This is a genomic window from Aeromicrobium stalagmiti, from assembly GCF_013283745.1.
Lineage (GTDB): Bacteria > Actinomycetota > Actinomycetes > Propionibacteriales > Nocardioidaceae > Aeromicrobium > Aeromicrobium stalagmiti.
The window spans coordinates 68,869-95,440 of sequence record NZ_JABSTZ010000003.1 but is presented as its reverse complement, the minus strand read 5'-3'; the positions used below and the strand labels follow the sequence as shown (position 1 = coordinate 95,440).

The window sequence follows — 26,572 nt, the reverse complement described above, 5'->3', positions numbered from 1 at the left end:
TCACCTGGGGCTGATCGCCACCGTGCAGACCAGCCCCAGGTGGTCGGAGCTGTCGGGCTCGGTCATCTGCACCCGACCGTCGATCGCGGTGACCCGCGGGCCGAGATAGATCGCGTCGAGGTGCCGGCCGCCCCGCGTCAACGGCTCGCCGATGCGGTGGTGGACGTCGACCTCTACGTCCTTGACCGGGGTCGCTGCACGCCAGTCGACGTAGCCCGCGGCCTCGAGGATGCCGCGCGGCGTGTCAGGTCGCACGGCGATGTTGTTGATGTCGGCCGCGACCACGTCGACGTCGTGCTCCGCGCAGAGCTCGGCCAGCCGGGTCGCCTGCAGCTCACGGGAGGCCTCTGCCTTCTCGGGCGTGGTGTGCACCGACGACGACAGGTGCGTCGTCGCCCCGACCCACTCGACGCCGGTGGCGACGTGCTCGTAGCGCGCCACGAGGGCATACCGCTGCTGCCGGGTGAAGGTGCCCAGGGCGTGCTCGTGCATCTCGAGCAGCCGGTGCACCGCAGGATCGCTGTAGGCGTCGTTGTGCCCGTGTCGCGAGCGCGCGACCTCCCAGCCGGCCAGGATGTGCCCGAGGCTGCGCCGCTCCGGGCGCTGGTTGACCTCGACGAGGAAGTAGACCGAGGCCTGCATGCCGTCGGCACCGTTCATCTCGCGGTCGAGCATGACGGCCCTGCCCGGCCACCGGTGGCGCGTGCGGGTCCAGTTCGACCCGAGGACGTTCTTGAACCCCAGGCGGAAGGTCGCCGTCATGCGGCGAGGCTATCCGACGACCGCCGCCGAGGTGTGGAGGCGGGGAACAGCCAGTAGCGTCGGAGGCGATGAATCTCTCGCCCCGTGCTCTCGCCGACCGCCTGATCGCCCTCGCACCCCGTGAGCTGCGCGAGAAGGTGCCCCGTGACCATCTCGAGAGCGACGAGGCCTTCCGCCGCCGTCGGCGCGTCGTCGCCGGGGTCAGCGTCGCCGGTGCCGCGCTGCTGGGCAAGTCGCTGTCGACCCGTCCCGACTCCAAGGAGTTCTACGGCCTGACGCTGGGGGTCGCCGCGACGTGGACCGCCGGCGCCGTGGCGTCCGGGCCGCTCCACCTGGGCTACGAGCAGGATGCCCACGACCGGTTGCGCCGGCCGCTGGTCACGCCGGTGGCCCTCGGCGTGGCGTCGTTCGGAGCCTTCTACGGTGCGGCGCTGGTCGCGCGCCGCATCCCGGTGCTGAACCGGGCGCTGACCGAGATCCTCGCCTTCGCCGACCAGGGCTCCGCTCCGCTGGTCACGACGACGACCTTCGCCAACGGCGCCGCGGAGGAGGTGTTCTTCCGGGGAGCGCTCTATGCCGCGGTGGGCACCGACCATCCGGTGGCCAAGTCGACGGCCGTCTACGCGCTGGCGACGACCGCGACGCGCAACCCGGCGCTCGTGCTGGCCAGCGGGGTCATGGGCACGCTGTTCGGCCTGCAGCGGCGTGCGTCCGGCGGCATCCAGGCACCGATGATCACCCACCTGACGTGGTCGGGCCTGATGCTGCGCTACATGCCGCCGTTGTTCCGCCGTGAGGGTCACGACGAGGTCCACGAGGACCTGCCGCCGCGGCCCTGACACCGCGACACGGGGAGTGGCTCTGCGCCGACCTGCACGATCGACCACAATGGTCGGGTGCCGTGGCCGTCGTGGGAGCAAGCAGCGATCGCCTGCCTGCTCAGCCTGGTGGCCTGGCTCGTGGTCCGGCGGCTGCCGCAAAGCCGCACAGGCGATGCTCTGCTGCCGGCGTTCTGGGAGTTCTCGCTGATCTCGGGCCTCTACGGCATCTGGCGCCTGGCGCGCATGCTGCCCATCACGCACGAGTCGGGAGCGCTCGAACGGGCGCGGGAGATCGACCGTTTCCAGCAGATGCTCCACCTGCCGACCGAGATCGCGATGCAGCACTTCGTGATCGACCACGACTGGCTGGCCCGCCTCGTCAACGGCTACTACGCGATCGTGCACGTGCCGGCGCTGATCGCCTTCCTGGTCTGGGCCTTCGTGCGGCACCGCGATCTCTATCCGCACTGGCGCAACGGGCTCGTGGCCGTGACCGCCGGCTGCCTGCTGATCCGCTTCATCCGGGTCGCGCCGCCGCGGTTCATCGACGAGCTCGGCTTCGTCGACCTGTCGACCCGGTTCGGCCTCGGCGTCTACGGCGACGTGGGCACCGGCGTGTCCGACCAGTTCGCCGCGATGCCCTCGATCCACGTCGGCTGGGCCGCCGTCGTCGCCCTGGGCACGTTCTTCATCACCACGAGTCGCTGGCGCTGGGTCGTCGTCATGCACCTGCCCGTCACGGTGTTCGTCGTGGCCGCCACCGGCCACCACTGGTGGCTCGACGGCATCGTCGCCGTGGCGCTGATGGCGGCCGGACTGGCCTTCGACACGTGGCTGCGGCGTCGTCGAGGTGCCCGCCGGCTCGCGGCAGTGCCCGCAGACGCCTGAGGCCGCGCCCTACTCGTACCGGACGAGCTCGAGGTTGCCCTCGACGTCGGTGACCGACACGACCGCCGTGGCGGAGGTACCGTCGTCGAGCTGCACCTGGCACTCGACCTCCTCGTCGAGCGTCCCCGGGAAGTCGTCGGGGCACTCGACACTGGTGGCCGTGCCGCCGCGCTCCGTGACGTCGTCGGCGATGAGGCCCTCGGCCTTCGAGACGTCGATGATGGCGCGGGCGTTCTTGGTGAGCTCGAACGAGACGTCGCCGTCGGAGTTCTTCACCGTGACCGTGAACTGGCCCGACTCGCCGGTCTTGAGGTCGAAGTCGCAGACGAAGGTCTCACCCTTCTTGGCGTCGGGGGAGTCCGGGCAGTCGACGCTTGTCACGTCGGAGCCCGGGTCGTTCTTCTCGTAGAAGCGGGTGAGCTCGTCGCCCATCTTCTCGTTGTCGATCGTGGTCGAGCAGCCGGACAGGGCTCCGGCGAGGCCGAGGCCCAGGCCCAGGGCGGCGACCAGACGGGGCAGTGAAGTCATGGCGACGACGATAGAGGTGCGCGGGCCTCCGGGAGCCCGGTTCACCAGATCCGTCGGCGAGTGCCGCCGGCTCGTCCTGCCGGAGTCGGCGCGGGCACCTATCGTCGAAGCATGCCTCGCCTCGATCGTCGGACCGCGCTCGCCGTCCTGCTGCCCCCGATCGTGATCGGCCTGATCGGCACGACCCACCCGGCGCACCTGACCCAGGACGCGGCGCCCTACTGGCGTGACCTGCACATCGTGCTGCTCCCGCTCTTCCCGCTGCTCTCGGTCGGACCGTGGCTGGTCGCCCGTTCCGTCGATCCCGTGTACGGCCGCATCACGCTGCTGCTCGGCTATGCGTTCGCCTGCTTCTACTCCGCGCTCGACATCCTGGCCGGCATCGCCGCCGGCGGGCTGAAGGCCGATCGTGAGGGCGGCCTCGCGACGGTCTTCGGCCTTGCGAGCGACCTCGGCCAGGTGGGGTCGATCGCCTACATCGGTGCGACTGCGGCAGCTGCCGGGTGCATCCTGCGCATCGCCGGAGCCCGGTCGCTGCCGGGAGCGCTGGTCGCGATCGGCGGCGCCTACGGCTTCATGCAGGAGCACGTCTACTGGCCCGGGGGAGTGCTCTCGATGGCGGCGATCGCCGTCGGGTGGGCGTGGATGCTCCTTGCCGTGCGGTCGGCTCAGGGAGCCGTCAGCAGGTCCTTGCCCTGATAGACCCGCACCCAGTCGACCTTGAAGTCGAAGTCGTTGCGCGTGTGGGCGGGATCCGACCAGCCCCAGTAGTTCGACCCGATCTGCATGTTGAGCCGGATGTGGAAGGTGTCGTCGAACGACTTCTCCCGGAAGTACGAGGCAGTGTCGGGATCGTCGAAGTCGACCAGGCCGACGGTGCGGCCGTCGTAGAGGTAGCGCAGGCAGCCGGGTGACCAGTTGACGCCGTAGGTGTGCCAGTTCTGCCAGATCTTGTCGGTGCCCACGTCGGCGCGTCCGTGCGTCTGGCGCTTGACGATGCCGCTCATCGAGCCCTCGGCGGTGTCGGCCCAGCTGTTCCACTCGTACGAGCTCGACGGGTCGAACGACCGGATGGTCGGGGCGCCGTACGACTCGAGCGGATCGATCTCGCCGGCCTCGTGGTCGGCACGGAGCCAGAAGGCGGGCCAGATGCCGCGTGACATGGTCGCCTGGCTCGGGACGAGCGCGCGGATCTCGAAGTGGCCGTACTTCTGGCCGAACCGGTTGCCGGCTGCGTTGCCGTAGCCGGCGCTGTCGATCGTGTCGATGTAGCCCGTGGAGTAGTTGCGGGTGACGTTGGTGGGGTAGAGCGCTCTGGTGTTGGTCTTCCACTGGCTCTCGGGCAGTCGCTTGCCGGAGATGAGCAGGTTGCCGTCGCGCACCGAGACGGCGTCCTTGGTGATCCACGCCTGGTCCTGGTTGAGGAAGGTGTTGTCGCGCACGCGCCACGTGCTGCGGTCGAGGCTCGTGCCGTTGAAGTCCTCGGTGAAGGTCCGCACGCCCTGGGCGGGGTCGGAGTAGTCGATGTCCTCGCACGTGGTCGGGGTGGGTGGGGTGCCGGGCCCACCGCCGCCGGGGTCGGTCGGGCCGGTGGGCGGAGGCGTCGGGACCGAGACCGTCACGTCGGCCACGCGGACGACGTGGGTGCCCCGCAGCCGCTTGGCCCGGGTCGAGAGCTGGACGCGGCTGTCGGCGCGCGTCGTGCGCAGGGTGACGGTGACGTCGCGCCAGCCGCGGCTCGACGGCACGACGCTGACCGACCGGCTGGCGACGGCGCGGCCCCGGTTGATCTCGTGCAGGCGGAACGTGAGCCGGCGACCGGGCTGCGACGTCCGGATGCGGGCCTTCGCGGTCACCGTGGTGCCTGCCGTGGGGATGACGTCGGTCGACAGGGGAGACCTCATCGAGATGGTCTTGCGACCGGCCTCGCGCTTGGGCTTGACCTGGAGCGCTGCGGCCGAGCTGTCGGGACGTATGGCCTTGACACGGGCGTTGGCCGACGGCGTCCACGGGACCGACTCGTCGGCGATGGCGATCGTCCGACCAGCACTGGCGACCACGGGCTCGACAGCCTGTCCCGCCTGTGGCGGTGCAAACAGGAGGCATGCGCCGACGACGGTGGCGGCAACGATGCTGGCTGCGCGTCGACTGCCTCCACTGCCTGTCGACACGAGGTCCCGAGTCCTCATGGAGCCACGTTAGGACCAAAGTCCCGTCAGAGGGAGGTTTTCGGTCGAACTTTCTCGAGCGCCCCTCACACCTCAGAGGTTGCCGCGTGTCACACCGGCAACAGCCGGGTGATGAACTTCGTGAGCTGCTCGACGTTGCAGCACTCGTGCATCTCGACGACCTCGCCGTACGCCGGCGCCTCCGAGTCGCCCAGCCCCCATCGCATCGTCGCCTCCGGATTGAGCCAGAACGTCCGGCGCGCCCGCTGGCTGATGTCGTGGAGTGCTCCGAGGTTGGGATCCTGGTTGTTGTTGCGGGCGTCGCCGAGGATCAGCACCGCGGTGCGGGGCCCGATCGCGTTCATGTAGTCGGCGTGGAAGTCGGCGAAGGCCTCGCCGTAGTCGCTGCTGGTGTGCCACTTGGTGATGCGCGCGTCGCGGGCGATGCGGGCCGAGAGGTCGGCCTGCCCGAGGTCGGCGCCGGTGTCCTTCACCAGGTCGGTGACCTCGTCCATCGCGTTGACGAAGGCGAAGACCCTGACCTTGCTGAACTGGCCGCTGAGCGCCTGCACCAGGTGCATCGTGAAGCCTGAGAACCCGGAGACGGAGCCCGAGACGTCGCACAGCAGCACGAGCTCGGGGCGGGACGGGTGCGGCTTGGCGAGCACCGGGTGCATCGGCACGCCACCCGTCGACATCGACCGCCGCAGGGTCCGCCGGATGTCGATCTTCCCGCGACTGGCCTTGCGGCGACGGGCCGACAGGCGGGTCGCCAGCTTGCGTGACAGCGGCTTGACCGTGCGCCCGAGCTCCTCGAGCTGCTGCTTGTTGGCGCTCAGGAAGTCGATGCGCTCGGTGCCGGTCCGCACCGCGTGACGCGTGACGGTGTCACGGCCGCGCACCTCGGCCGTACGACGTCGTGCCTCGCCCGCCACCAGGGCGCGGAAGCGCTCGACGTTCTGCCGCACCTCGTCACGCTCGAGCCGGTCGGTGAACTCGCCGCCGGACCCCTGGCCGCCGCCCTGGCCCTGGCCCTGACCCTGGCCGCCACCGCCCTGGCCCCGCATCTGCAGCGCCTGGGCGATCATCGTCTGCGGCCGCAGGCGCTCGAGCGTCTGATAGGCCGACCAGCCGGCGGTCTGGGTGTCAGGCGTGCCGACCTGGCCGAGCAGGTCGACCGCGATCTCGGCGACCTGCTCCAGCGTGCGCAGGTCGTTCTCGGCGAGCGCCATGGCCAGCAGGTCGCGCAGGTCCTCGATGTCGAAGTCGTCGTCGGTGTCGAGCGTGGCCTGGGTCGCACCGACGCCGGCCGGGAAGTAGAGGTCGAACGTCATGTCGAAGACGTCGCGCTGGCCGCCTCGACGCACCAGGGCGGCGGCGAGGCCCTCGCGCAGCTGGAGCCGGTCGCTCATGCCCAGCACGTTGATGACGGCCGCGGCGTCCACGGTCTCGCTGGTGCCGGCAGGGATGCCCTTGGTGCGCAGGGCGCTGACGAGCTCGACCAGTCGCCCGGCCAGGTCCTGCGACGCCTCGGCCGTCATGACGGGCTCAGGACCTCGTCGAGGTCGAGCCGGGTGCGAGCCTTCTCGAGGTCGTCCTGGTGCTTGAGGATGACGCCGAGGCTCTCCTTGACGACCTGGTCGTCGAGGATGTCGGCGCCGAGCGCGACGAGCGTGCGGGCCCAGTCGATCGTCTCGGAGACCGACGGGGCCTTGCGCAGCGGCATGGCGCGCAGGGCGTTGATGACGCGGACGAGGGAGTCGCCGAGCGTCTCGTCGAGGTCGGGGACCTTGAGCCGGACGATCTCCTGCTCGAGCTCGGCGTCGGGGAAGTCGACGTGCAGGAACAGGCAGCGACGACGCAGCGCCTCCGACAGCTCGCGGGTCGCGTTGGACGTCAGGACGACGAAGGGCCGGTGCGTGGCCGTGATGGTGCCCAGCTCGGGGACGGTGACCTGGAACTCGCCGAGCACCTCGAGCAGCAGGCCCTCGATCTCGACGTCGGCCTTGTCGGTCTCGTCGATCAGCAGCACGGTGGGGCCGTCGTTGCGGATCGCGGTGAGCAGGGGGCGGGGAAGCAGGAACTCCTCGGAGAAGATGTCGCTGCGGGCCTCGTCCCACGACTCGCCCTGGCCGGCGGTGATGCGCAGCAGCTGCTTGGCGTGGTTCCACTCGTAGAGCGCGCGGGCCTCGTCGACGCCCTCGTAGCACTGCAGGCGCACCAGGTCGGCGCCGCACGCCTGGGCCACCGCGCTGGACAGCGCGGTCTTGCCGACGCCGGCGGGACCCTCGACCAGGAGGGGCTTGCCGAGCTCGCTGGCGAGGAAGACGGTGGTCGCGATCGCGTCGGAAGCCAGGTAGCCCGCGCCAGCGAGCTTGGTCTTCACATCGGCGATCGAGTCGAACGGCATGGTGCGCATACGTACAATGATGCCGTGGCCCTGATCGAGATTGTCCGCGAGGTACGACTCACGCCCGACGAGGCGTGGACCCGACTGACCCAGTGGGAGCGGCACGGCGAGTTCGTCCCCCTCACCACGATCAGCCGAACGCCCAACGGCTTCGACGCCTTCACGGGCATCGGACGCGTCGGGTTCCACGACCCGATGGACGTCGTGGAGTGGCGGGAGCCGTCGTTCTGCCGCCTCGAGAAGCGCGGTCGGCTCGTGACCGGCTGGGCCGAGCTCAGCGTCGAGCCGAACGGCACGGGCAGCCGGGTCACGTGGCGCGAGGACATCCACGTCAAAGGCATGCCCCGCTTCATGGACGGCATCACCCGGGCGTCGAGCCACCGGCTCTTCTCCCGCGTCGTCGACGGTCTGCTCGCCTGACGGCTCCCCGTTCCCGGGCGCTCGGTCCTCGGCTTGTCCGAGCGGCTTGCGCACGTACGATCGCGGTATGGGCTACTCACCGGAGACCGAAGCACTCGAGATCTGCCGCGACCTCATCCGCATCGACACCAGCAACTTCGGTGACGCGTCGGGGCCGGGGGAGCGCAAGGCGGCCGAGTACGTCGCGGGCTCCCTGGCCGAGGTCGGCATCGACTCGGAGATCTTCGAGTCCGAGTCCGGGCGCGCGAGCGTCGTCGCCCGCTGGGGCAACCAGGACTCGCCGCGACCGGGTCTGCTGATCCACGGACACCTCGACGTGGTGCCGGCCCAGGCCGCCGACTGGAGCGTCGACCCGTTCGCCGCAGAGGTCGTCGACGGCTACCTGATCGGTCGCGGTGCCGTCGACATGAAGGACTTCGACGGCATGCTCCTGTCGGTCGTCCGCGCCCGCCAGCGCGCCGGCGTCATCCCTGATCGACCCATCACGCTGGTCTTCACCGCCGACGAGGAGGCCGGCGGCGTCCTGGGCGCCCACTGGCTCGTCGAGCACCACCGGGATCTGTTCGAGGGATGCACCGAGGCGATCGGCGAGGTGGGGGGCTTCTCCACCGAGATCGGCGGACGTCGGCTCTATCTCATCGAGTCGGGCGAGAAGGGCATCGCCTGGATGCGTCTGAGGGCGCGCGGCACCGCGGGGCACGGGTCGATGCGCAACGACGACAACGCCCTCACCCACCTGGCGAAGGGCCTCATCGCGCTCGGCGACCACGCGTGGCCGGCCGAGCCCGGACCGTCGATGGAGCTGCTGCTCACCAAGGTGCGCGAGCTGACCGGCGCCGACGGCAGCCCCGACGAGCTGCTGGCCCACTTCGGCCCGGCGATCCGCATGATCGGCGCGGGCATGCGCAACACGACCAACGCCACGATGCTCGAGGCGGGCTACAAGCACAACGTCGTGCCGGGGGAGGCCGTGGCGTACGTCGACGGGCGCTACCTCCCGGGCCACGGCGAGACGTTCCTGCCCGCGGTGCAGGAGATCGTGGGCGACCACGTCGCGGTCGAGGCACACATCGGTGACGCGGCGCTGGAGTACGGCTTCGAGGGCGATCTCGTCGACGCCATGACGGTCGCGCTGCACTCCCAGGACCCCGAGGCGCACATCGCGCCGTTCCTGATGTCGGGCGGCACCGACGCCAAGGCGTGGCACAAGCTCGGCATGACGTCGTACGGCTTCACGCCGCTGCGCCTGCCGGCCGACCTCGACTTCACCGCCCTGTTCCACGGCGTCGACGAGCGGGTGCCGGTCGAGTCGCTGGAGTTCGGCTCCCGCGTCTTCGACGAGTTCCTCAACCTGGTCTGACCTGCCGCACCTGCGCGGCGCGGGTCAGAGGGTGCTGCGCATCCGGATGATCTTGCGGCGCAGCACGACCGTGCGGGTGCCGCTGCCGTCCTTGCGCAGACGGTCGAGCTCCCAGCCCTGGTACTCCGCGGCGTCGGTCAGCATCCGGCACACGGCCGACCTCGACTTGGTGCGGTCGATCGTGAGGTTCCAGAACTCGTACTCGATCATCGATGGTCCTCTCACCGGGCAGCCTCCGACACGTCGTCCAGCGCCTGGAGGATCTCGTGCGGCAGCACGACGTCCTCCGAGGCGAGGTTCTCCTGCAGCTGCGCCGTGGTGCGGGCACCGACGATCGCGGCCGACACCTGGGGCCGCTCCAGCAGCCAGGCGATCGCGACGTGCGCGATCGTGACGCCGAGCCCCTCGGACGCGCGGGCCAGCGCCTCGACGACGCCCGCCTTCTCCGGGGTCAGGTAGGCGCCGACGAACTGGTCCCACCCGGGCGACGCCCCGCGCGAGTCGGTCGGGATGCCGGCGCGGTACTTGCCCGACAGCACCCCGCGGCCCAGCGGCGACCAGGCCAGCACGCCCATGCCGAGGTGCTGCGCCGCCGGCACGACCTCGTCCTCCGGATCGCGGTTGACCAGGGAGTACTCGACCTGCGTGCTCACCAGGGGGATGGTGTCGGCCCGTCCGGCGAGCCAGGTCTGGGCGATCCCGGTCTGCCACCCGGTGAAGTTGGAGATGCCGATGTAGCGGGTGCGGCCGGTCCTGACCGCATGCTCGAGCGCTCCGAGGGTCTCCTCGAGCGGCACGTGGGGATCGGGCGTGTGGATCTGCCAGAGGTCGAGGTGGTCGGTGCCGAGCTGTCGCAGGGACAGGTCGAGCTGGTCGAGCAGCGTGCCCCGCGAGCCGTCACGCACCGTCTCGTCACCACGCCGCACGAATCCGGCCTTGCCGGCCAGCACGATGCGCTCACGGACGCCGTTCTTGGCGATCAGCGTGCCGAGCAGCTCCTCGCACGCCCCGTTGCCGTAGATGGGGGCGGTGTCGACGAGCGTGCCGCCGGCGTCGATGAACGTCGTGAGCTGCTCCTGCGCCTCGTAGGCATCGACCGTGCTGCCCCACGTCATGGTTCCGAGCGCGAGCCGCGAGACCTCCAGCCCTGAGCGACCGACGCGGCGATACTGCATGTCAGAAGGCTAGTGGGGCGTGTGAAGCGCCGCCGGTAGGCTCGCGCTGTGGATTTCCTACAAGCGGTCGTGCTCGGCGTCATCCAGGGCCTGACGGAGTTCCTCCCGATCTCCAGCAGCGCCCATCTCGCGATCTTCCCGAAGTTCTTCGGCTGGGACGATCCGGGCGCCGCCTACACCGCGGTGATCCAGATCGGCACCGAGCTCGCGGTGCTCCTGTACTTCTGGCGGGACATCTGGACGATCGGCTCGGGCTGGGTCCGCGGCGTGGTCTCGCGGGAGGCCCGTCAGGAGCCGGAGTGGCGCATGGGCTGGTTCGTCATCATCGGGTCGGTCCCGATCGTCGTGCTCGGCCTGCTGCTGCAGGACGCGATCGACCGCGACTTTCGCAACCTCTGGGTCATCGGCACCACCCTGATCGTCCTCGGCATCGTGCTGGGCATCGCCGAGCGGGTGGGCCGCAAGAGCAGCCCGATCGAGGACCTCACGATGAAGCACGCGATCCTGCTGGGCCTCGCCCAGGCCGGCGCGCTCGTCCCGGGCGTCTCCCGCTCGGGCGCCACGATCAGCATGGGGCTCTTCCTGGGCTACGAGCGCGCGGCCGCCACGCGCTACGCGTTCCTGCTGGCGATCCCGGCGGTGGTCGGTGCCGGCATCTTCAAGCTCAAGGACATCGGCGGCGACAACTCGTACGGCGTGGGGCCCACGGTCGTCGGCACCGTCGTGTCGTTCGTCGTCGGGCTCGCGGTCATCCACTGGCTGCTCAAGTACGTCAGCACGCACTCGTACACGCCGTTCGTGATCTACCGCGTCGGCCTCGGCGCCGTCGTGCTGGTCCTGCTCGGCACCGGCGTGATCGCCGCGAGCACGACGGTCGGCTAGACCACGGCACCGGGCGGTTATGCTCGGTGACTGCGCCACCTCCCACCGCACGCCACGACCGAACAGGACATCAATGTCGGCCTTTGACCGCGTCACCGAGACCTGGGGCGATCTGAAGTACATGGATCTCCCGCGAGCCACCTACCTGCGCGACCTGATCGTCAAGAGCGACCTGAAGGACCTGCTGGAGCTCGGGTTCTACAAGGGCAAGAGCAGCGCCTACCTCGCCGGAGTGCTGGAGGACCTCGGTCGTGGTCACCTCATCACGATGGACCGCCCCAGCGCCCGCAACCAGGTGCCCGAGATCAACGAGGTCCTCTCGACGATCGACCTCTCGCACCGTGTCACCCCGGTCTTCGCGCACCGCTCGTTCACCTGGGAGCTCGGCAAGATGCTGGAGCAGACCCCGCGCCCGCAGTTCGACTTCTGCTACCTCGACGGCGGTCACACCTGGGACGTCACCGGATTCGGCTTCCTGCTCGTCGACATGATGATGAAGCCCGGCGGCATCATCCTGCTCGACGACCTCGACTGGACGATCGCCCGCTCGCCGCAGGCCAAGACCGAGGCCGGCCAGAAGACCTATGCCGCCTACTCCGACGACGAGAAGGCCGCCAAGGGCGTGCGGATGACGTTCGAGCACATCGCCGACCACCTCGGCTACGACGTCGAGGAGGTCCCGCAGTTCCAGTGGGGCATCGCCCGCAAGCGCGCCCCCAAGAAGGGCCTCTTCGGGCGCAAGTGAGTTCGGCGGCTCACAGCCAGCCGGACCGCTTGAACCGCCAGTAGATGTAGCCGCACAGGCCGCCGATCACGGCGAGGCACAACGGGTAGCCGTACGACCACGACAGCTCGGGCATGTGCTCGAAGTTCATGCCGTAGATCCCGGCGATCGCGGTCGGCACCGCGAAGATCGTGGCGCCGGCCGTGAGCTTGCGCATGTCCTCGTTCTGCTGGACGCTCAGCTGCGCGAGGTGCGCGTTGAGCGCGTTGTCGAGCAGGTGGTCGATCGAGTCGATCGCCTCAGCGGCCCGCGAGAGGTGGTCGGCGATGTCGCGGAAGTACGGTCGCGCGTCCTCGGACGCCGATGCCATCGCCAGGCGGTTGACCGGCTCGCGCAGCGGCAGGACGGCACGGCGGAACTCGAGCGTCTCGCGCTTGAGCCGGTAGATGCGGGTCGAGTCGTTGGACCGCTGGTTGGAGAAGACCGACGACTCGACCTCCTGGACGTCGATCTCGAGCTCGGCGGCGACCTCCTCGTAGTGGTCCACGATGTTGTCGACCACCGAGTAGAGCGCCGCGGTCGGGCCGTGCGAGAGGGGCTCGATCATCGCCTCGGCCGTCTTGCGGGCCTCGCGCAGCGTCGGACCACCGTGGCGCACCGTCAGCAGGTAGTTGGCGCCGAGGAAGATGTTGACCTCGTGCGTCGTGATGTCGTCGTCGCTGTAGGACACCGTGCGGATCGACATGAACGTGTGGTCGGCGTAGCGCTCGACCTTCGGCCGCTGGTGCGCCTCGAGGGCGTCCTCGACGGCGAGCGGGTGCAGCGACAGGGAGTCGGCGACCCGGTGCAGCTCGCCCGCGGTCGGGTTGCCGATGCCGATCCACAGGAAGTCGTCGTCGCCGAGGCCCGCCAGTGCGGCGTCGATGGACCCGGTGTCGTGCTCGGTCGTCTCGCGGACGCCGTCGCGGTAGACGGCGCAGTCGATGATCACGACGACATTGTGCCCCGCGCAGGTGAGGCGCAGCCGTCGACAGGCCGCAACCGGTCAGCAGATACGCTCAGCCCATGCGTAGTTGGTCGGTTCCTGAGGTCCCTTCTCTCGGCGATCTCGGGCTCGGCGACGGCCCCGCGGTCCACGTGCACGACACGTCGGCCGGTGAGGCGCGCCCGGTCGATCCCCAGGACCAGGCACGGCTGTACGTCTGCGGCATCACCCCCTACGACGCGACCCACATGGGCCACGCGGCGACCTACCTGACGTTCGACCTGCTGCAGCGCGCCTGGCGCGACCGTGGCCTCGACGTCGTCTACACCCAGAACGTCACCGACGTCGACGACCCGCTGCTCGAGCGAGCGCAGGCGACCGGCGTCGACTGGGTCGAGCTCGCCGAGCGCGAGACACAGCTGTTCCGCGAGGACATGACAGCCCTGCGGATCATCCCACCGGCCCACTACGTCGGAGCCGTCGAGTCGATCGACCTGGTCGTCGCCCTCGTCCAGCGGCTCGAGAGCGCGGGTGCGGTCTACCGGGTCGACGACGACCTCTACTTCGACGTGCACGCCGACCCCGGCTTCGGTCTGGTCTCCGGGCTCGACGAGGACCAGATGCTCACGATCTTCCCGCAGCGCGGGGGAGACCCCGACCGTGCCGGCAAGAAGCACCCCCTCGACTGCCTGCTGTGGCAGGCGGAGCGGCCCGACGACCCGGCATGGGACAGCGCCCTCGGACGGGGACGACCCGGCTGGCACATCGAGTGCGCTGCGATCGCGCTGGAGCACCTCGGCACGGCGTTCGACGTGCAGGGCGGCGGATCCGACCTGGTCTTCCCGCACCACGAGATGTCGGCCTCCGAGGCCACGGTGGCGACCGGCGAGGCCTTCGCACGGACGTACGTCCACGCCGGCATGGTGGGCTACGAGGGCGAGAAGATGTCCAAGTCCAAGGGCAACCTCGTCCTGGTCTCGAAGCTGCGTGCCGACGGTCACGACCCGATGGCGATCCGCCTGGCGCTGCTCGCGCACCACTATCGCAGCGACTGGGAGTGGTTCGGCGACGAGATCACCGCGGCCGAGGCCCGGCTCGCCCGCTGGCGTGACGCCGTCGGCCGCACCGTGGCCCCGTCGGGCACCGCCGTGCTCGAGCAGATCCGCGCAGCGATGGCAGACGACCTCGACGCCCCGGCGGCACTCGCTGCCGTCGACGCGTGGGTCGCCAACGACGACGCCGAGGACCCCCAGGCCGGGCGCACGGTGCGCACGGCCATCGACGCGCTGCTGGGCGTCGCGCTCTAGCCGAGCACAGGTCAGAAGGTCGGCCCGCTCGCCCGGTTGGGGGGCACCGGCTGCGTCCGCTGACGGCCGAGCTCACCGCCGATGCGTCCTCCGTAGGGCCGGCCGTGGTCGGCGTACTCGTCGCGGACGTACGACAGGCGCCACGGACCGAGCTGGATGCGTGCTCCGGTGCGCAAGGTCTGACGCGGAAGCTGCTGACCGGCCACGGTGCTGAGGATCCGGGCGCTGCGGGCGATCAGCACGTACTCGTCGTCGTCCGTGCGGATGATCTCGGCCTGGAGCTCGTCGGTGCCGGCCAGCTGCAGGTCGACGTCGGCCCCGCTGCCGATGGAGGTGCCCTCGGGCGACAGCTCGTAGACCCCGACCGCTCGCGGCCATCCGGGGTCGGAGGTGTCGCAGAGGTAGAGCCGCGGGTGACCGCCGCCGGCGGGGTCGTGGGTCGTGGTGACGATCCGGGGGAGCCCTGCGACCGTGGGCAGCGGTGGCCATGGCGTGCCGGGCGGCATCCCGGTGCTCGTGAGGGTGACGGCGCCACGCTTGCGGCCTCGGGCGACCACGGCCGACAGCGCGCGAGTCCAGCTGCCGAGCTCCATGTGTCGCGAACGGGTGACCAGACGCTGGAGCCGTCCCGGACGAACAGCGCCGAGCGTCACGACGACACCGTCGGGCCCGCAGACCTGCACGGCAAGACCGAGCCGAGCCAGCTCGTCCGCGACCCGGCGGACGGCCGTGCGGGACGGCTGCCCCGCGATGGACATCAGGTCGTCGCTGCTGATGGTCACCCGGTTGCCCGAAGCGGTGAGCGTCCCGTGCAGCTGTGCGGCCGGTCCGCCGTCGTCGGACGGCACCTCGATGTCGAAGGTCAGGTCGGCGTCGAGGTGCAGGACGGCGGTCATGTCCCGGAGCGGTGCTGGTCAGCACCGGCCTGGTCGTCGTCGCTGGTCGTGATGCGCAGCGTGCCGTTCAGCTTCCACGTCGCGCGCGGCGACTCCGGGCCGGTGTCGCGCGGCACCTCGACCGTCATGTCGATGAGCTCGTAGTTGACGGCGGCCCCCTTCCCGGTGAGGTAGTTCCACATCTCCTGGCCGAGATCAGCCCAGTCGGTGACGGGCTGGATGGTCGGCGGGACGGTGGTGGGCTGGCCGGCGGCGGGATCGGGCTGACTCGTCATGGGAGCTCCTCAGGCTCTGACGGTGAGGTGTGTCACACGTCACTTCTGAGGGTGACACCGATGGCGTGATGCGCAACTTGTGAACGAGTTCAGTTCTCCGGCGGCGCGTCGCGGCGCGATCGACGAGGATGGGGACGACAGTGGTGCTCGACCAGGAGGACGACGATGGGTGATCTGTGTGGCCTCCCGTACGTCTGGGGCGCTACCGCCGGTGAGACAGCGCGCACCTATCCCAGCGAGGCGTTCGCGCCGGCCGGGGCGGAGCGCGCGATGCGGGCCATCGACGTCGCCGCCACGCCGGAGGCGACGTACGCGTGGATCTGCCAGCTGCGCCGCGCGCCCTACAGCTACGACCTGATCGACAACCTCGGACGACGAAGCCCGCGCGACCTCGACCCGACGATGCTCGACCTCGAGCCGGGCATGAGGATCGCGATGATCTTCCGGGTGGTCGACTTCGTGCCTGACGAGAGCGTGACGATGGAGATCGTCGACGCCAGGCCACGCCGCTGGTTCGGACCGCTCGTGTTCACCTACGCCATCGCGCCTCGACCCGGTGGGTGCCGCCTCATCGGGGTGATCGACATGCCGCCGGCTCGCAGCCCGATCGCCCGCGCCCGCCGGTGGCTCCTGATGTGGGGCGACCTGGTGATGATGCGCAAGCAGCTCATGACGCTCGGACGGCTCGCCGAGCAACAGCCGTGAGGCCGCGGAGTGCCTACTCCGGGTCGACGTTGCGGCGCCGCAGGTAGCGCTCGAACTCGCGCGCGATGGCGTCGCCCGACGCCTCCGGCAGCTCGCTGGTGTCCTGCTCCTGCTCGAGCGCCTCGACGTACTCGGCGATCTCCTCGTCGCGGGACGCGAGGTCCTCGGCGCCACGCTGCCACGCGTCGGTGAGCTCGACGAGCACGCCCTGGGGGAGCGGCAGGCCCATGGCGTCCTCGAGGGCACCGAGCAGCGCCAGCGTCGCCTTGGGGCACGGCGGCTCGGCCAGGTAGTGCGGCACGGCCGCCCACAACGACGCGGCGGCGATGCCCTCCTGCGCGGCCATCTCGTTGAGCACCGAGGTGATGCCGATCGGCCCGGTGTAGCGCGACGGGGTCAGCGACATCCGCTCCATCAGCACCGGATCGGTCGTCGACCCGCTGACCGGGACGGGACGGGTGTGGGGCGAGTCGGCGAGCAGCGCGCCCAGGGTCACGAGCTCGGTGACGCCTGCCAGCCGGGCGACGCCGATGACGGTGGAGCAGAAGGCCTTCCAGCGGAAGTTGGGCTCCGGGGCGCGCAGCAGCAGGACGTCGCGGTCGCCGCGTCGGGGGCGGGCGTGATAGATCGACGGTGCCGGCCACGTGATGAGGCGCTCGCCCTCGTCGCTGGTGTGCACGTGCGGACGATGGACCTGGAAGTCGTAGTAGTCCTCGGGGTCGAGCTCGATCAGCAGCTCGGCGTCCCACTCCTCGATGAGGTGGTCGACGGTGCCGGACGCGGCGTCGGCCGCGTCGTTCCAGCCCTCGAACGCCGCGACCATCCACGGGTCACGCATCTGCGGAATGTCGGCGCTGGAAGTCACACCGCCAGCCTAGCCCCGGCGCGATGCCATCCGGTCACGACTCCTCGACCGTGAGTGTCGCCTCCTCGCGGGTCACGTCGACCTGCGAGATGCGCCGTCCGTCGAGCTCGGCGACGGTCAGGGTGGCGGGGCCGACCCTGACGTGGTCGCCCACGACCGGCAGGCGACCGAGCCGGTCGACCACGTAGCCCGCGACGGTCTCGTAGGGGCCGTCGAGCAGCTCGACACCACTCAGCTCGGAGAAGTCCTCGATGTTCAGGCCACCGTCGAAGCTGTTGTCGGGGCGCAGCGGCGTGCCGTCCTCGGACGCGGGCCGGTCGTACTCGTCGCGGATGTCTCCGACGAGCTCCTCGACCAGGTCCTCGAGCGTCACGATGCCGTCGGTGCCGCCGTACTCGTCGATGACCAGGGCAATGTGGACGCCGTCGCGCCGCATCTGCGCCATCGCGGGCAGGATCCGGTTGGTGCCGGGCAGCACCGGGATGTCACGGCAGAGCGAGCCGACGGTGGCCGTGGGGTCGACGTCGGAGCGCAGCAGGTCACGGATGTGAACGAATCCCACGACGTCATCGACGGAGCGACCGGTGACGGGGTAGCGCGAGTGCGGCAGGTCGCCGGCTGTGGTCGCCGCGTCGGCGATGGACGTCGCCGCGGTCAGGAAGTCGACGTTGTGCCGTGGCTGCATGACCTCCTTGACGGAGCGCTCGGTCGCCGCGAAGACGTCCTGCAGGATCTGGCGCTCCTCGTCGTCGAAGCCCTCGTGGGCGCCGACGAGCCCGCGGAGCTCCTCCTCGCCCATCTCCTCGTTGGTCGCGTGCGGATCGCCGCCCAGCACCCGGACGACCGCATTGGTCGACAGCGAGAGGAACCAGATGACCGGACGCATCAGCGTCGCGAACCGCGACAGCGGAGGCGCCACGGCGGTCGCGAGACCGGCCGACTTCTGCAGGGCGAACCGCTTGGGCACCAGCTCGCCCAGCACGAGGGACAGATAGGCGATGACCAGGGTCATCACGACGAGCGCAACCGTGTCGGCGGCGCCGTCGGGCATGCCGAGACCGGTGAAGATCGGGGCGACGTCGGGAGCGAGGGTCGAGGCGCCGTAGGCCGCTGACAGGAAGCCGGCGACGGTCACGCCGATCTGCACCGCAGCGAGGAAGGTGTTGGGGTCGCGCGCGAGCGAGGCGACCTTGGCGCCCCGACCGCCCTGCTCGTCCAGGCGGTCGATCTGGCTCGGCCGCAGGGAGACCAAGGCCATCTCGGTGGCGGCGAACACACCTCCCACCAGCACGAAGACCAGGACGAGGCCGAAGTTGAGCAGCGTCTGCTGATCCATCACCACCCACCCCCCGGGCACGCACAGAGGTGGGGGACAGGTCTTCGGGGCCTCTTCATGGGACGAGTTTAGTGTCCGAGGTCTACTCGTTCTCGGTGCGGTAGCCCAGGTTGGGCGACAGCCACTTCTCGGCCTCGTCGAGGCTCCAGCCCTTGCGCTCGGCATAGTCCTCGACCTGGTCGCGGCCGATGCGTCCGAGCACGAAGTACTGCGAGTCCGGGTGCGAGAAGTACAGTCCGCTCACCGAGGCGCCGGGCCACATGGCCATGCTCTCGGTCAGCTCGATGCCCGTGTTGGCCTCGACGTCGAGCAGCTCCCAGATCGTCAGCTTCTCGGTGTGCTCGGGGCACGCCGGGTAGCCCGGTGCAGGGCGGATGCCGGCGTAGTGCTCCTTGATGAGGTCCTCGTTGCTGAGGGCCTCGTGCGGGACGTAGGCCCAGAACTCCTTGCGCACCCGCTCGTGCATGCGCTCGGCGAACGCCTCGGCGAGCCGGTCGGCGAGCGACTCGAGCAGGATCGCGTTGTAGTCGTCGAGGTTCTTCTTGAACTCCGCGATCTTCTCGCCGATGTGGACGCCCGCGGTCACCGCGAACGCGCCGACGTAGTCGCGCAGGCCCGTGTCCTTGGGCGCCACGAAGTCGGCCAGCGACTTGCGGGCCGAGCCCTCGCGCCCCTCGCCCTGCTGGCGCAGCTGGTGCAGCGTCGTGAGGACGGTCGAGCGTGACTCGTCGGTGTAGACCTCGATGTCGTCGCCGGCCACCTGGTTGGCGGGGAACAGGCCGAACACGCCGTTGGCGCGGATCCACTTCTCCTCGATCAGCTGGTCGAGCATCGCCTGCGCGTCGTCGTAGAGCTTGCGGGCGGTCTCGCCGGTCGCGGGGTTGTTGAGGATGTCGGGGAAGCGACCCTTCATCTCCCACGCGTTGAAGAACGGCTGCCAGTCGATGTACGTGCGCAGCTCGTCGAGCGAGTAGTCCGTGAACGTCTTGACGAACTGGGTCGGCGAGCCCGATGCGTGGTAGTCGTCGGTGTGCACGTCGCGTGTCTGCTGGGTCAGCATCCGGGGCCGGGTCGGCTGGTAGTCGCTCCAGTCGATGGGTGTGGCCTTCTCGCGGGCCGCAGCGATCGACAGCAGCGAACGGGTGTCCTGGCGGGCCGCGTGGCGCTCGCGCAGCGCCTCGTAGTCGGCGTTGGTGTCGGCGATCAGCTTCGGTCGCTGCTCGTCGGAGAGCAGCGCTGCGACGACCGGGACGGACCGTGACGCGTCCTTCACCCAGATGACGGGACCGTGATACTTCTGCGCCACCTTGACCGCGGTGTGGGCGCGCGAGGTGGTGGCTCCACCGATCATCAGGGGGATGTCGAAGCCCTGACGCTCCATCTCGGCGGCGAAGTTGACCATCTCGTCGAGCGACGGGGTGATCAGACCGGACAGCCCGATGACATCTGCACCGTGCTCCTTGGCCGCGTCGAGGATCTTCTGCGCCGGCACCATGACACCGAGGTCGACGACGTCGTAGTTGTTGCACTGCAGCACGACGCCGACGATGTTCTTGCCGATGTCGTGCACGTCGCCCTTGACCGTCGCCATGATGACCTTGCCGTTGCTCCGCTCGACGTCGCCGGGCTGCTTCTCGGCCTCGATGAACGGGATGAGGTAGGCGACGGCCTTCTTCATGACGCGCGCCGACTTCACGACCTGTGGCAGGAACATCTTGCCCTCGCCGAAGAGGTCTCCGACGACGTTCATGCCGGCCATCAGGGGGCCCTCGATGACCTCGATGGGCCGACCACCGCGAGCCGAGATCTCGGCCCGCAGCTCCTCGGTGTCGGACTCGGCGAACTCGTCGATGCCCTTGACCAGGGCGTGGGTGATGCGCTCGCCGACGGGCAGCGAGCGCCACTCCTCGGACGCGACCTCCTTGACGGAGCCGTCGCCGGCGAAGTCGGCGGCGATCTCGAGGAGACGCTCGGTGCTGTCGGGACGACGGTTGAGGATGACGTCCTCGATGCGGTCGCGCAGCAGCTCGGGCACCTCGTCGTAGACCTCGAGGGCGCCGGCGTTGACGATTCCCATGTCCATGCCCGCGTTGATCGCGTGGTAGAGGAACACCGCGTGGATGGCCTCACGGACGGGGTTGTTGCCGCGGAAGGAGAACGACACGTTGGACACGCCGCCGGAGACGAGTGCGCCCGGAAGGTTCTGCTTGATCCAGCGCGTGGCCTCGATGAAGTCGACACCGTAGTTGGCGTGCTCCTCGATGCCGGTCGCGACCGCGAAGACGTTGGGATCGAAGATGATGTCCTCGGGCGGGAAGCCGACCTGGTCGACCAGGATCCGGTAGGCCCGCTCGCAGATCTGCTTGCGGCGCTCGAGGTTGTCGGCCTGACCGTCCTCGTCGAAGGCCATGACCACGACGGCCGCGCCGTACTTGCGGCACAGCCGGGCCTCGCGGATGAACTTCTCCTCGCCCTCCTTCATGGAGATCGAGTTGACGATCGACTTGCCCTGCACGCACTTGAGCCCGGCCTCGATGACGTCCCACTTCGAGGAGTCGATCATGGTCGGGACGCGGCAGATGTCGGGCTCGGTGGCGATGAGCTTCATGAAGCGGTCCATCGCCTCGATGCCATCGATCATGCCCTCGTCCATGTTGACGTCGATGACCTGCGCGCCGGCCTCGACCTGCTGACGCGCCACGGCGAGCGCCGTCGTGTAGTCGCCGGCCTTGATGAGGTTGCGGAACCGGGCAGACCCGGTGATGTTGGTGCGCTCACCGACGTTGACGAACAACGTCTCCTCCACGACCGAGAGGGGCTCGAGGCCCGACAGGCGCAGGGCGTCGCTGGCGGTCGTGGGTACGCGGGGCGCCTTGCCGTCGACGTCACGGGCGATCGAGGCGATGTGGGCCGGCGTCGTGCCGCAGCAGCCGCCGACCATGTTGACGAAGCCCGCGTCGGCGAACTCCGAGACGATCGCCGCGGTCTGGTCGGGCTCCTCGTCGTACTCGCCGAACGCGTTGGGCAGGCCCGCGTTGGGGTAGCACGACACGAACGTGTCGGCGACGCGCGCCATCTCCGCGATGTAGGGGCGCATCTCCTTGGCGCCGAGCGCGCAGTTGAGGCCGACGAGCAGGGGCTTCACGTGGCGGATGGAGTGCCAGAACGCCTCGGTGACCTGGCCGGAGAGCGTGCGTCCGGAGGCGTCGGTGATGGTGCCCGAGATGACGACGGGCCAGGTGCGCCCCTGCTCCTCGAAGACCGTCTCGACGGCGAAGATCGCCGCCTTGGCGTTGAGCGTGTCGAAGATCGTCTCGATGAAGATGACGTCGGAACCGCCCTCGAGGAGGCCCAGCGTTGCTTCCTTGTAGGCCTCGACGAGCTCGTCGTACGTCACGTTGCGGGCGCCGGGGTCGTTGACGTCGGGCGAGATCGACGCGGTGCGGCTCGTGGGGCCGAGGGCGCCGGCCACGTAGCGCGGCTTGTCAGGTGTCTTGTCGGTCATCGCGTCGCACTCGCGACGGGCGAGACGGGCCGACTCGAAGTTGAGCTCGTACGCCAGGTCCTCCATGCCGTAGTCGGACAGCGAGATCGAGTTGGCGTTGAACGTGTTGGTCTCGATCATGTCGGCGCCGGCCTCGAGGTACTCGCGGTGGATGCCGGCGATGATCTCGGGCTGCGTCAGGGTCAGGAGGTCGTTGTTGCCCTGCACGTCGGACGGCCAGTCCTTGAAGCGCTCACCGCGGTAGCCGGCCTCGTCGGGACGATCGCGCTGGATCGCCGTGCCCATCGCGCCGTCGAGCACCATGATCCGGCTCTGCAGCAGCTCGGTCAGGGCGACGGTCGCGTCGGGGCGAAGATCAGGGGCGTGGGACACAAGCATTCCTCGAGGTGCGATGGACTAAGGAGTGCTGGGGAACTCCAGCCGGCGGCGGGCTCGCCTGGGCCTCGGGGGTTCCCGAACTATGGAGTCATTGTCTCACGATCGGCAAGCGGCGGTGGGACCTTGACTCCGGCATGGACAACGCCGTCGCCGGGCGCGCGTTACGGCTCGACTACCGTGGGTGAGTGACCTCATACGCCGCCGTCCTGTGGGACCTCGACGGCACGATCGTCGACACCGAACCGCTCTGGATGGCCGCCGAGCACGACCTCGCTGCGGCCCACGGCAAGATCTGGACCGAGGAGGACGCCCTGCAGCTGGTCGGCAACTCGCTGATCGCGTCGGGGGAGTACATCCGCACCAAGCTCGAGATCGACATGACCGCCGAGCAGGTCGTCGACTACCTGGTCGAGAGGCTGGCCGCGTCGCTGCGCCAGCACATCGACTGGCGGCCCGGAGCACGCGAGCTCATCGCCGCTCTCGACGAGGCGGGCGTGCCGCAGGCGCTGGTGACGATGTCGTACGCCCCGATCGCCGAGCCCGTCGTCGCAGCGCTGCCGTTCGCGGCGGTCGTCACGGGCGACGCCGTCGAGCGTCCCAAGCCGTTCCCTGACCCCTACCTGCTGGCTGCGGAGAGCCTCGGCGTCGATCCGACCCAGTGCATCGCGATCGAGGACTCCGGCACCGGCTCCACCTCGGCCAACGCCGCGGGGTGCAAGGTCGTCGTGGTGCCCCACTTCGTCAACGTCCCCGAGGCGGAGCGCCGGGTGCTGATCCCGACGCTGGAAGGTGTCACCCCGGCCGCCCTGGCCGAGCTCTTCGCCTGACGACCGTTGCGCCTGACGACCGCTGCGGCGGGCTGTCGTCAGCGGTTGAAGAGGCCGCTGAGGAACCCCCTCTTGCGCCTCCAGCCGTGCTGCTCGAGGAAGCCGAAGAGCGGCTCCTTGATGCGACTGGTCTCGAACGAGTAGACCAGCGGCTTCGCGGAGATGCCGTCCTCGTCCTTCGTGACGCCGCCGAAGGAGAAGCTGAACTCCTTGCTGGTGCTCTTGCCCGAGAAGAACGACTTCTCGCCGCCGGCCTTGATGCTGCCGCCGTCGACGCCCACCGAGCCGGTGGTCGACGTCCTGCGCTCGGTGAAGTCGTAGGTGCCCTGGTCGGTGTCGAAGGTGACCGTGATCCGGTAGTCCTGGTCGACGTGCTCCAGGTCGAGGCCGACGGGATAGAGGGTCGTCGCCCTGACGATGTCCCACGTGCCGATGACCTGGTCGCCCTCGACGGTGAAGGCAAAGGGCTGCTGCGGGTCGTCGAGCGTCGGGACGGCTGCGAGCAGGTCGGGCAGGGAGGTCGTCATGACCTCACGCTAGCGGTGGTGCCGGCTCGAGCTGCAGCACCGGCAGCTCAGGAGGGGTGCCACCGAACTCCGGGCAGATCGCCTGGTGGGCGCACCAGCCGCACAGGCCGCTCCTGCGTGGCGGAAAGTCGCGCAGCTCGATCGCCCGCTCGATCGCGGTCCACAGGGCCAGGAGCTTGTGCTCGGTCGCGACCAGGTCGTCCTCGCTCGGCTCGTAGCGCAGGAACGACCCGTCGCCGAGATACATCAGCTGCAGCAGGGTCGGGATCACCCCGCGGGTGCGCCAGATGACCAGGGCGTAGAACTTCATCTGGAACATGGCCCTGTCCTCGTAGCGAGGGTGGGGGGACTTGCCCGTCTTGTAGTCGACGACCCTGATGCGGCCGTCGGGAGCCACGTCGACGCGGTCGATGATGCCGCCGAAGGCCACGCCGTCGACCTCGTAGGAGACGCGCTGCTCGCGGGCCGCCGGCTCGAGCCAGCGAGGATCCTCCATGGCGAAGTAGGTCTCGAGCGGGCCGACGCAGGAGGCGAGCCAGGCGGCCTCGTCGGCGGCCTGCTCGGCGGTGAACAGCTCGGCCAGTCGCGGCTCGGCCTCGCGCAGCTGCGCCCACTCGCCCGGCAGCAGGTCGACGGCCCGCTGCAGGGTGCGCCCGGGGGCGTCCTCGGCGAAGAGGTCCTCCAGCACCGCGTGCACCAGCGTGCCGCGCACCATGACGGGGTCGGCCGGCTCGGGCAGCCGGTCGATCGTGCGGAAGCGGTAGAGCAGGGGACAGTTCTGGAAGTCTCCGGCGCGGCTCGGCGACAGCGATCGTCGGTAGGTCAGCGGCGGGAGGGCTTCGGTCATGCAGAGCACCCTAGTTCGAGGTGCCGACACGACGGGTCGAGGCGGGGGACACCCGATAGGTTGGTGCAGTGAGCTCAACCCAGCGGCCCGGCACGTGGCGGATCGGCCGCATCGCCGGCGTCGACGTGCTGATCAAGCCGTCGTTGCTGGTCATGGGGGCCGCGCTCGTCGTGGTCTTCGCGCCCCGCTACGAGGACCGGTCCGACACCAGCCCCTACGTGCTGGCCGCCGTGTTCGTCGTCGCGCTCTACGTCTCGGTGCTCGTCCACGAGATCGCCCACGTGCTGCTGGCCCGCTCCTACCGGATGCGGGTCGACTCCGTGACGCTGCACCTGCTGGGTGGCGAGACCCTGATCGAGGGTGAGAGCCGCACGCCCGGCCAGGAGCTCGTCACCTCGATCGCCGGTCCGGTGGCGTCGCTCGCGATCGCCCTCGGTGCATTCGCGGTCTCCGACCAGATGGCGTTCGGGACGACGTCCGACATCATCTGGTCGATCGCCTACGTCAACTTGATCGTGGCCGGGTTCAACATGCTGCCGGGCCTGCCGCTCGACGGCGGGCGGGTCTTTCGGGCGATCGTCTGGAAGGTCACGGGTGACGAGGAGGTGGGCATCCGCATCGCGGCCTGGATCGGCCGGTTCACCGCCGTGGCGCTGGTCATCGTCTCGCTGCTCTATCTCGACGGGGCGCCCGACACCGCCGTCAACGTCGCGATCTCCCTGCTGGTCGGCTTCTTCCTGTGGCAGGGAGCCGGCGATGCACTGCGCAATGCCGGACGGTCGGCTCGCATCAACCTGCTGGTCGCCCGCGAGATCGGGTTCCCCGGCGCCACACCGCCTCCCCACGCCGAGACCCTCTCGGCGGACCTCCGTGGCCCCGACCTGCTGCGTGCCATGGCGGCGCGGCCGGCCGAGGCCTATGCCCTGACCGAAGCCGACGGGAGCGTGTTCGGTGTCCTGACCGCGCGCGCCGTCGACGATGCCTACCGAGCGAGCCGCCGATGACCTCCTTCACCCGCAGTGGACCCCTTCTCGAGGGCGAGTGGGTACGCCTCACCGACCCCAAGGGACGCAAGCACAACGTGCAGCTCGTCCCGGGCAAGGAGTTCTCGACCAAGAAGGGCCAGATCAAGCACGACGACATGCTCGGTCAGCCCGAGGGCATCGTGATCCAGTCGTCGCTCGACCACCCCTACCAGGTGTTCCGCCCGCTCCTGTTCGAGTACGTCGTCTCGATGCCGCGCGGTGCCGCGATCATCTATCCCAAGGACGCCGCGCAGATCGTCGCGCAGGCCGACATCTACCCGGGTGCCCGGGTCGTCGAGGCCGGTGCCGGGTCGGGCAGCCTGACGTCCTACCTGTTGCGGGCGATCGGGCCCACCGGGACGCTCGGTTCCTACGAGATGCGCGAGGACTTCGCCGAGAACGTCACCAAGAACGTGCACCAGGTCGCCGGCACCGACCTGCCGGGCTGGACCCTGACGGTCGGCGACGTGCGCGAGGCCATCACCGAGACCGAGATCGACCGCCTGATCCTCGACATGGTCGACCCGTGGAGCTGCATCCCGCTCGCGACCGAGCGGCTCGTCCCGGGCGGCATCATCTGCGCCTACGTCGCCACCACGACCCAGCTGTCGCGCTTCGTCGAGACGATCCGCGAGGACGGCGGCTACACCGAGCCCCGTGCCTGGGAGACCCTCGAGCGCGACTGGCACCTCGAAGGCCTGGCGGTGCGGCCCCAGCACAAGATGAACGGCCACACCGCGTTCCTCGTCACCGCGCGCCGCATGGCACCCGGGCACCACTCGATGGGCACGTCGCGCCGACCGGCCCCCGGGGCCTACGGGCCCGACTACACCGGCCCGCGGCCGTACGACCACGAGGCCGGCTAGCGACCTTCGTGCAACCTTGTCGTCACGACACTCGACCGTGTGTCTGAGATGACAGGGTGAGACATGGTGACTGCAGGTAGGGTCGTCCAC

Annotated in this window: 27 protein-coding genes; 12 read left to right on the top strand and 15 right to left on the bottom strand. The window is 69.6% G+C overall.

Going from position 1 to position 26,572, the window contains the following annotated elements:
* Complete coding sequence (locus HQK15_RS12895; protein ID WP_173491894.1) at window positions 1–762, bottom strand: exonuclease/endonuclease/phosphatase family protein; 762 nt, start codon at window positions 760–762, stop codon at window positions 1–3.
* Between the two features lie 68 nt (window positions 763–830).
* Between HQK15_RS12895 and HQK15_RS12890 the strand changes: the two genes are divergently transcribed.
* Both HQK15_RS12890 and HQK15_RS12885 read left to right on the top strand, forming a co-directional pair.
* Entirely contained in the window at window positions 831–1,601 is a 771-nt protein-coding gene (locus HQK15_RS12890; protein WP_173491893.1) for a CPBP family intramembrane glutamic endopeptidase, read from the top strand.
* A gap of 57 nt (window positions 1,602–1,658) precedes the next feature.
* The gene (locus tag HQK15_RS12885; protein ID WP_367649166.1) at window positions 1,659–2,471 is read left to right on the top strand and encodes a phosphatase PAP2 family protein; all 813 of its coding nucleotides are present in this window, start codon (window positions 1,659–1,661) and stop codon (window positions 2,469–2,471) included.
* Between the two features lie 9 nt (window positions 2,472–2,480).
* On the opposite strand, the gene HQK15_RS12880 is transcribed toward HQK15_RS12885, so the two are convergent.
* A complete protein-coding gene (locus tag HQK15_RS12880) occupies window positions 2,481–2,999 on the bottom strand; it encodes a DUF4333 domain-containing protein (protein ID WP_173491892.1) in 519 nt (172 codons plus the stop codon).
* Between the two features lie 111 nt (window positions 3,000–3,110).
* Between HQK15_RS12880 and HQK15_RS12875 the strand changes: the two genes are divergently transcribed.
* A complete protein-coding gene (locus tag HQK15_RS12875) occupies window positions 3,111–3,698 on the top strand; it encodes a hypothetical protein (RefSeq protein ID WP_173491891.1) in 588 nt (195 codons plus the stop codon).
* On the opposite strand, the gene HQK15_RS12870 is transcribed toward HQK15_RS12875, so the two are convergent.
* From HQK15_RS12870 to HQK15_RS12860, 3 genes are all read right to left on the bottom strand, one after another.
* Entirely contained in the window at window positions 3,668–5,059 is a 1,392-nt protein-coding gene (locus HQK15_RS12870; protein ID WP_173491890.1) for a glycoside hydrolase family 16 protein, read from the bottom strand. The genes HQK15_RS12875 and HQK15_RS12870 overlap by 31 nt on opposite strands.
* Before the next feature lie 218 nt (window positions 5,060–5,277).
* Window positions 5,278–6,708 carry a vWA domain-containing protein gene (locus HQK15_RS12865; protein ID WP_173491889.1) on the bottom strand — a complete coding sequence of 477 codons (1,431 nt, stop codon included), beginning with the start codon at window positions 6,706–6,708 and terminating at the stop codon, window positions 5,278–5,280.
* A complete protein-coding gene (locus HQK15_RS12860) occupies window positions 6,705–7,586 on the bottom strand; it encodes an AAA family ATPase (protein ID WP_173491888.1) in 882 nt (293 codons plus the stop codon). The genes HQK15_RS12865 and HQK15_RS12860 overlap by 4 nt, the downstream gene beginning before the upstream one ends.
* Window positions 7,587–7,601: 15 nt before the next feature.
* On the opposite strand from HQK15_RS12860, the gene HQK15_RS12855 reads away from it, so the two are divergent.
* Together HQK15_RS12855 and HQK15_RS12850 are read left to right on the top strand one after the other, a co-directional pair.
* Window positions 7,602–7,997 (top strand): SRPBCC family protein, encoded by a 396-nt coding sequence (locus HQK15_RS12855; protein WP_173491887.1) that lies wholly within the window; start codon window positions 7,602–7,604, stop codon window positions 7,995–7,997.
* A gap of 67 nt (window positions 7,998–8,064) precedes the next feature.
* Window positions 8,065–9,357: a M20/M25/M40 family metallo-hydrolase gene (locus HQK15_RS12850; protein WP_173491886.1), complete on the top strand. Its 1,293-nt coding sequence runs from the start codon at window positions 8,065–8,067 to the stop codon at window positions 9,355–9,357.
* Window positions 9,358–9,381: 24 nt separating this feature from the next.
* Here HQK15_RS12850 and HQK15_RS12845 read toward each other — a convergent pair whose 3' ends face one another.
* A complete protein-coding gene (locus HQK15_RS12845; protein WP_173491885.1) occupies window positions 9,382–9,567 on the bottom strand; it encodes a DUF5703 family protein in 186 nt (61 codons plus the stop codon).
* 11 nt (window positions 9,568–9,578) lie between these two features.
* Window positions 9,579–10,532, bottom strand: coding sequence for an aldo/keto reductase (locus HQK15_RS12840; RefSeq protein ID WP_173491884.1), 954 nt, complete (start codon window positions 10,530–10,532; stop codon window positions 9,579–9,581).
* Window positions 10,533–10,580: 48 nt separating this feature from the next.
* Between HQK15_RS12840 and HQK15_RS12835 the strand changes: the two genes are divergently transcribed.
* On the top strand, window positions 10,581–11,414 hold the full coding sequence (locus HQK15_RS12835) for an undecaprenyl-diphosphate phosphatase (RefSeq protein WP_173491883.1): 834 nt from the start codon (window positions 10,581–10,583) through the stop codon (window positions 11,412–11,414).
* A 73-nt stretch (window positions 11,415–11,487) separates the two neighbouring features.
* The gene (locus tag HQK15_RS12830) at window positions 11,488–12,159 is read left to right on the top strand and encodes a class I SAM-dependent methyltransferase (protein ID WP_173491882.1); all 672 of its coding nucleotides are present in this window, start codon (window positions 11,488–11,490) and stop codon (window positions 12,157–12,159) included.
* A 10-nt stretch (window positions 12,160–12,169) separates the two neighbouring features.
* Here the strand turns inward: HQK15_RS12830 and corA are convergent, their stop codons facing one another.
* Window positions 12,170–13,129, bottom strand: coding sequence for a magnesium/cobalt transporter CorA (gene corA, locus HQK15_RS12825; protein WP_173491881.1), 960 nt, complete (start codon window positions 13,127–13,129; stop codon window positions 12,170–12,172).
* Window positions 13,130–13,203: 74 nt separating this feature from the next.
* Here corA and mshC point away from each other — a divergent pair, with 74 nt between their 5' ends.
* Entirely contained in the window at window positions 13,204–14,430 is a 1,227-nt protein-coding gene (mshC, locus tag HQK15_RS12820; protein WP_173491880.1) for a cysteine--1-D-myo-inosityl 2-amino-2-deoxy-alpha-D-glucopyranoside ligase, read from the top strand.
* Window positions 14,431–14,441: 11 nt separating this feature from the next.
* On the opposite strand, the gene HQK15_RS12815 is transcribed toward mshC, so the two are convergent.
* Together HQK15_RS12815 and HQK15_RS12810 are read right to left on the bottom strand one after the other, a co-directional pair.
* Window positions 14,442–15,326, bottom strand: a complete 885-nt coding sequence (locus HQK15_RS12815) for an FHA domain-containing protein (RefSeq protein ID WP_173491879.1) — start codon at window positions 15,324–15,326, stop codon at window positions 14,442–14,444.
* Window positions 15,323–15,601 carry a hypothetical protein gene (locus tag HQK15_RS12810; RefSeq protein WP_217361666.1) on the bottom strand — a complete coding sequence of 93 codons (279 nt, stop codon included), beginning with the start codon at window positions 15,599–15,601 and terminating at the stop codon, window positions 15,323–15,325. Before HQK15_RS12810 ends, HQK15_RS12815 begins: the two co-directional genes overlap by 4 nt.
* Before the next feature lie 165 nt (window positions 15,602–15,766).
* Here HQK15_RS12810 and HQK15_RS12805 point away from each other — a divergent pair, with 165 nt between their 5' ends.
* Window positions 15,767–16,306: an SRPBCC family protein gene (locus HQK15_RS12805; RefSeq protein WP_173491878.1), complete on the top strand. Its 540-nt coding sequence runs from the start codon at window positions 15,767–15,769 to the stop codon at window positions 16,304–16,306.
* Between the two features lie 13 nt (window positions 16,307–16,319).
* Here HQK15_RS12805 and HQK15_RS12800 read toward each other — a convergent pair whose 3' ends face one another.
* The 3 genes from HQK15_RS12800 to metH form a co-directional block, all read right to left on the bottom strand.
* Window positions 16,320–17,171, bottom strand: coding sequence for a PAC2 family protein (locus HQK15_RS12800; RefSeq protein ID WP_367649165.1), 852 nt, complete (start codon window positions 17,169–17,171; stop codon window positions 16,320–16,322).
* Window positions 17,172–17,205: 34 nt separating this feature from the next.
* Window positions 17,206–18,507 (bottom strand): hemolysin family protein, encoded by a 1,302-nt coding sequence (locus tag HQK15_RS12795; protein WP_173491877.1) that lies wholly within the window; start codon window positions 18,505–18,507, stop codon window positions 17,206–17,208.
* Between the two features lie 82 nt (window positions 18,508–18,589).
* On the bottom strand, window positions 18,590–22,315 hold the full coding sequence (gene metH, locus HQK15_RS12790; RefSeq protein WP_254451016.1) for a methionine synthase: 3,726 nt from the start codon (window positions 22,313–22,315) through the stop codon (window positions 18,590–18,592).
* A 260-nt stretch (window positions 22,316–22,575) separates the two neighbouring features.
* On the opposite strand from metH, the gene HQK15_RS12785 reads away from it, so the two are divergent.
* Complete coding sequence (locus tag HQK15_RS12785; protein WP_173491875.1) at window positions 22,576–23,217, top strand: HAD family hydrolase; 642 nt, start codon at window positions 22,576–22,578, stop codon at window positions 23,215–23,217.
* A 38-nt stretch (window positions 23,218–23,255) separates the two neighbouring features.
* Here the strand turns inward: HQK15_RS12785 and HQK15_RS12780 are convergent, their stop codons facing one another.
* Together HQK15_RS12780 and HQK15_RS12775 are read right to left on the bottom strand one after the other, a co-directional pair.
* Window positions 23,256–23,744, bottom strand: a complete 489-nt coding sequence (locus HQK15_RS12780; RefSeq protein WP_173491874.1) for a hypothetical protein — start codon at window positions 23,742–23,744, stop codon at window positions 23,256–23,258.
* 4 nt (window positions 23,745–23,748) lie between these two features.
* Complete coding sequence (locus HQK15_RS12775) at window positions 23,749–24,591, bottom strand: RecB family exonuclease (RefSeq protein ID WP_173491873.1); 843 nt, start codon at window positions 24,589–24,591, stop codon at window positions 23,749–23,751.
* Window positions 24,592–24,659: 68 nt separating this feature from the next.
* Between HQK15_RS12775 and HQK15_RS12770 the strand changes: the two genes are divergently transcribed.
* Both HQK15_RS12770 and HQK15_RS12765 read left to right on the top strand, forming a co-directional pair.
* Window positions 24,660–25,595 carry a site-2 protease family protein gene (locus tag HQK15_RS12770; protein WP_173491872.1) on the top strand — a complete coding sequence of 312 codons (936 nt, stop codon included), beginning with the start codon at window positions 24,660–24,662 and terminating at the stop codon, window positions 25,593–25,595.
* Window positions 25,592–26,482, top strand: a complete 891-nt coding sequence (locus HQK15_RS12765; RefSeq protein WP_173491871.1) for a tRNA (adenine-N1)-methyltransferase — start codon at window positions 25,592–25,594, stop codon at window positions 26,480–26,482. The genes HQK15_RS12770 and HQK15_RS12765 overlap by 4 nt, the downstream gene beginning before the upstream one ends.
* The last annotated feature ends 90 nt before the right edge of the window (window positions 26,483–26,572 follow it).